Here is a 4773-nt window from a genome sequence, read left to right as displayed (position 1 = left end):
CACCTCCGCCAATACCTGAGTCTAATCCGCTACCTTGTGTATGACGTACTAAGCGGTTTAAAAAAAAWTTTTCGGAGTTAGTGTACCCCAACTATCTATAAGAGAAATTCCTAATAAATGGTTTTGTAACGAAACGGTTAGCTTTAGCATTTCGTCATTTCCTAGCTCACGAGCCGTGCCTTTACTATACAGCGGGTTGTTTTTAGCGTCGCGAGGCGCACCGTATAATCCGTTTTCGATTAACTCATCTAACAAGAAAATGGCGGCATCTAATCTATCTAAACTAAGCCGACCCAGTTCTTGTAACCAAGCATCGATTTCGTTGATGATGAAGGTCTTTTCGTCACTATGGCTAAAATAAAATTCACGATGTTGCTCAGGGTTAGGCATTAACAGTGTTAAGTCGTTCACCGTTAGGCGTTTTGATGTTGCGCGAGTAAATGTTGCCAACCGAAATGCTGGTGTAAGCTTGTGTGACTGCGCAGCACGCGGCGAATGCCTTGTTGAGCTAACGATGGAATTAAGTCTGAAAAATTTTGCTCAGCGAGAAAGATAAGGTCTTGCCGGTTAAGCGTCGGCGATAGGCTGATGGGGTTTGCGCGATAAATTGAATCTTGGATATACGTGTGTTCTAAGAATGGGTTGTGCGCATCTGTGGCATTATCGGTCGGTGTTAGGTCAAATGTGCGCTCGTAATGCTCTAAACAGCACAGTGTCATGTCGTCGTCAAATTGGCTTCGGCCTAAAAAAGCCGTTAACGTGTGTAGCAAGCTCGCATTTATCGTATTTGCGTCGGCTTCGCCATGGGCTAGTAAAAATGTTTCTAATCTATCGTAGCCGAAGCATTCGCCGTTGGCATTTTCTTCTTCGACAATGCTGTCAGTATATAAAAACAATTTATCGCCTAAATCGATTTCTGTTAACGCTTGCTCGTAGTCAGCGTCAGGGCTTTTGCCTAACGGTAAGCCGCCGATTTCTAAGCAGTCTAATTGGCCTAACATTGCACGGTATAAATAGGCGAACTGATGTCCGGCATTGGCATAGCGTAGCTCGCCTGTACGGGTGTCTATGCACAGCGCGAACATCGTCATTAATAAATTTTGATGCGCTGTGTTGTAAATAATATGGCTCAGTCTTGATAGGATTTTTTTGGGCTCGCGTTGCTTTTCTTGCTCTAAGACATTTACGCCGGCTTTGGCCGCATAAACAATAGTTCCAGCGGCGATGCCGTGTCCACTGACATCACCAATCAGTATGACGGCCCAACGCTTATCGACTAGGTAGTAGTCATAAAAATCACCACCGATTTCGCTAGAGGTAATAAGCGTGGCGAGTCCATGTAGCCCAGGAAGCTGTATCTCAGCAGGGCGTAGTAAATTGCGTTGCAACGCTGCGGCATGAGCGACTTCTTGATTTAAACGCGCGCTTAAACGTTGCATGGTTTGAATCAATTGGCCTTGTGACTCTGATAGCTTTTGCATCATGTCGGCGATTTTGACGACACCTAAGACATTACGCTCGCTTAATACCGGTAATGCCTCATGCTTGATGCTGGGGTCGCGATGCAGAAATTCGACAATGACTTGATCAATGCGGTCATTGGCATCGACGATCATAGGACTGGCAAAAATGTCGGCGTTACCAGCTAATAATTCGTCGATTTTTTTGCGCGAGTAGAGTTCGCGCGCAAACGCCCGTGTCATTAAGTTTAAGTAATTCCGTCGCGAGATAATGCCAAAATAGCTGTCCTGGTGATCCATAACCGGTAACGCGACTAAATCGGCTTGCGATTGAAAGCGTTCAAGGACGTTGAGGACGGGTTCGTGTAGCGTAATAGGCGTGACTGAGTAGGTTAAATCGCGTATGCACGGAACCTGAAACTCTGAAGCTGTGATCGTATGCATTTAAGTTTTGATTACCATTAGGAGGTATAAAAACAGAGAGAACGCCGGATTCCAGCGGGGTTAACTCTGAATTTAAATGATAATCATGACAGATTAATTACAAGATGGGCTTATTACGCAATAATCGTTGTTTTTGTGCGCTAATTTGCTATTTTATGGGTAACAATCGTCAGGTATTTGAGTTATTTTTTTAGCGTGTTTTCTAAGGCTGATATTTTTTCTTCTAACTGTTTAAGCGTTTTAACCATGTCAGGCAGTCTGCTCAGAGCGATTTGCTCTTTATACGCAGTGCGCTTATCTTTAGCTGGGCTACCAAACATGTGCGCGCCGGCGGCAACATCGCCAGCAACCCCCGACCTTGCCATGATAATAGCCGCTTGTCCAATCTTAACATGGTCCGCAATGCCTACACTGCCTGCGAGTGTAGCATAGTCGTCTATGTGGCAAGAACCGGATACACCGACTTGCCCGCACATGATGACATGTTTGCCGATTTGATTGTTGTGACCAATCTGCACTAAGTTGTCAATTTTGCTGCCTTCACCAATACTTGTGCTGCCTAATGCACCACGGTCGATACAGGTATTAGCACCAACTTCAACATGGTCGCCAAGTACGACATTACCGACTTGCGGCACTTTTATGTGTTGATAATTGCGAAATTTATAGCCGAAACCATCAGCGCCAATGACGGCACCGGCATGAATAACCACGTAATCGCCGATGACCGTATGGTCGTAGATAACGGCATAAGGATGAATTCGACAATGTTTGCCTATGGTGACATGATTACCGATATAGGCACCGGGTAAGATTTCACTGTGTTCGTTGATGCGGGTGTTCTGACCGATGATGGCATACGCGCCTACGAATACTGAGTCGGCTAATTGCGCACTGTCAGCAACCACAGCGGTATCCGCCACTCCGTTGCCGACGCTGTGTTCAGGGTGTAAAGAGTGCAGTGCTTTAATAAAACTTAACTCCGGGTCTTGGCTGCGTAATAAGGCCATGCCAGAGGGTGCATCGGATACCGTAAAGCTCATTCCGACAAAACATGCACTGGCTAATGAATCTTTTAGATAATGACTGTATTTGGCATTAGTGAATTGGGTAATCTGTCCGGGTTTAGCGCTTTTTATATCGGCGGCAGACGAAATCTCGGTACTCGGATTGCCGCTGACGAGTTCGGCGTCGCAAAGATTGGCTAAATATTCTAATGTGATTGACATAGGCTGTGCTTTAAGGATTATTGCGAGTTATCTGTTGAGTGGCGTTGCCAATGCCCCGATTGACCACCTTGTTTTTCTAGTAGCTGAACGGCTTGAATCACCATACCTTTATCAACGGCTTTACACATATCGTAAATAGTTAATAGCGCGACGGTTGTTGCTGTTAACGCTTCCATTTCGACACCGGTTTGTCCGGTGGTTTTAACGGTAGTAATGCAGCGAATTCGGTGTAAATGAAAGTCAGCGGAAAAGCTAATCTCAACATGCGTGAGAGGAATAGGGTGGCATAATGGAATAAGTTCAGAGGTTTTTTTGCTGGCCATAATACCGGCAATTCTCGCAATGCCTAAGACATCGCCTTTTTTATGTCCGCCATTTTCAATGAGCGACAAGGTGTGGGCTTGCATGGTGATAAAGCCTTCACTGATGGCGGTGCGTAAGCTTTGTGGTTTGCTGCTGACGTCAACCATGTGGGCTTCGCCTTGATCATTAAAATGCGTTAATGCTGTCATTTGTCGTTAAAATGTCATGATTAGAGTTAAGCTATTTCAGGCTACACACTTAAGATGGGACAGGGCGTTTAGAGAGCAGGTGTCGGCAGCATCTCTGCTGCCAACACCTGGAACCACAAGGATGTGGTGAATGCAGAAAACGCAGGAGCAGTTTTCTGTCACCCTAAATACCCTGTTCCCTACTAAAGTGTGTAGCCCTATTTCATAACGAAGGTTAGGTTTATGTCAATTAAAGTACGTTATTTTGCCAGTTTAAGAGAGCAATTGGGGTGTGCCGAACAACAACTAGACGGGTTGGCGTCTGTTACTATTGCAGACGTTTGGCGTTACGCAAATCCAGAACTGCCATTACCTGATAATTTGTTAAGCGCGGTGAATCAAGAGTACGCACCTATGCAGCAGCTTGTGTATGATGGTGATGAAGTCGCTTTTTTTCCACCGGTCACAGGAGGTTAATGATGGCCGTGTTAGTGGTAGACCACGTGTTTAATCCTTGGCAAGCCATACAAGATTATCAGGCATCATTTTTGTCATCAGGTCAGTGCGGCGCAACAAGTGTGTTTGTCGGTAATATGCGCGATTTCAATGCAGGCGACACGGTGACAGCAATGTGGTTAGAGCATTATCCCGGTATGACTGAAAAGCAAATAAGCCAGATTATTGAACAGGCTAAGCAGAAATGGCAGATTTTGGATATGTTGATTATGCATAGAGTAGGGCGCGTGACGCCGAATGAAACGCTTGTGTTAGTTGCGGCTTGGGCAAGTCATAGGGGGGATGCTATTGATGCTGTCCATTTTGCTATCGAAGCGTTTAAAACATCAGGCACCGTTTTGGAAAAAAGAGCTGTTAATAGACGGGACGGAGCGGTGGGTTGCTACTAATACCACAGGTTATGCTAAGCCGTAGCAGCAAATAGGGTTTACCGACTTAAGACTGTACAGGCCATTCAGAACGCATAACGCCAGGGATGGCGTGTAGTAGGACAACGCAGGAGCAGGTGCCGAGGACGCCGTAAATACGTCCCTGTAGGCTTGGCGGCAGCATCCCTGCTGCCGACACCTGAAGCCACAAGGATGTGGTGAATGCAGAAAACGCCGGGAGCAGTTTTCTGTCGCTCTAAACGCC

Annotated in this window: 6 protein-coding genes; 2 read left to right on the top strand and 4 right to left on the bottom strand. The window is 46.0% G+C overall.

Annotated features, from left to right (window positions below):
- Positions 1 to 57 precede the first annotated feature (57 nt).
- From VZ94_RS17295 to moaC, 4 genes are all read right to left on the bottom strand, one after another.
- Positions 58 to 411 carry a hypothetical protein gene (locus VZ94_RS17295; RefSeq protein ID WP_045780176.1) on the bottom strand — a complete coding sequence of 118 codons (354 nt, stop codon included), beginning with the start codon at positions 409 to 411 and terminating at the stop codon, positions 58 to 60.
- 2 nt (positions 412 to 413) lie between these two features.
- Positions 414 to 1904 carry a PP2C family protein-serine/threonine phosphatase gene (locus VZ94_RS17290; RefSeq protein WP_045780175.1) on the bottom strand — a complete coding sequence of 497 codons (1491 nt, stop codon included), beginning with the start codon at positions 1902 to 1904 and terminating at the stop codon, positions 414 to 416.
- 182 nt (positions 1905 to 2086) lie between these two features.
- Positions 2087 to 3133, bottom strand: a complete 1047-nt coding sequence (gene lpxD, locus VZ94_RS17285) for a UDP-3-O-(3-hydroxymyristoyl)glucosamine N-acyltransferase (RefSeq protein WP_045780174.1) — start codon at positions 3131 to 3133, stop codon at positions 2087 to 2089.
- 17 nt (positions 3134 to 3150) lie between these two features.
- Positions 3151 to 3645, bottom strand: a complete 495-nt coding sequence (moaC, locus tag VZ94_RS17280) for a cyclic pyranopterin monophosphate synthase MoaC (protein ID WP_045780173.1) — start codon at positions 3643 to 3645, stop codon at positions 3151 to 3153.
- A 222-nt stretch (positions 3646 to 3867) separates the two neighbouring features.
- Between moaC and VZ94_RS17275 the strand changes: the two genes are divergently transcribed.
- Complete coding sequence (locus VZ94_RS17275) at positions 3868 to 4101, top strand: MoaD/ThiS family protein (RefSeq protein WP_045780172.1); 234 nt, start codon at positions 3868 to 3870, stop codon at positions 4099 to 4101.
- The gene (locus tag VZ94_RS17270) at positions 4101 to 4529 is read left to right on the top strand and encodes a molybdenum cofactor biosynthesis protein MoaE (RefSeq protein ID WP_338040487.1); all 429 of its coding nucleotides are present in this window, start codon (positions 4101 to 4103) and stop codon (positions 4527 to 4529) included. The genes VZ94_RS17275 and VZ94_RS17270 overlap by 1 nt, the downstream gene beginning before the upstream one ends.
- Positions 4530 to 4773: the final 244 nt, after the last annotated feature.

The sequence above is a fragment of the Methylocucumis oryzae genome (genome assembly GCF_000963695.1).
Lineage (GTDB): Bacteria > Pseudomonadota > Gammaproteobacteria > Methylococcales > Methylomonadaceae > Methylovulum > Methylovulum oryzae.
This window is presented reverse-complemented; position numbering and strand designations above follow the sequence as displayed.

Bases quoted from the DNA above. Each gene is read 5' to 3' on its own strand.
- VZ94_RS17290 (WP_045780175.1), bottom strand. From the start codon at position 1,904: ATGCATACGATCACAGCTTCAGAGTTTCAGGTTCCGTGCATACGCGAT.
- VZ94_RS17270 (WP_338040487.1), top strand. From the start codon at position 4,101: ATGATGGCCGTGTTAGTGGTAGACCACGTGTTTAATCCTTGGCAAGCC.
- VZ94_RS17275 (WP_045780172.1), top strand. From the start codon at position 3,868: ATGTCAATTAAAGTACGTTATTTTGCCAGTTTAAGAGAGCAATTGGGG.
- lpxD (WP_045780174.1), bottom strand. From the start codon at position 3,133: ATGTCAATCACATTAGAATATTTAGCCAATCTTTGCGACGCCGAACTC.
- moaC (WP_045780173.1), bottom strand. From the start codon at position 3,645: ATGACAGCATTAACGCATTTTAATGATCAAGGCGAAGCCCACATGGTT.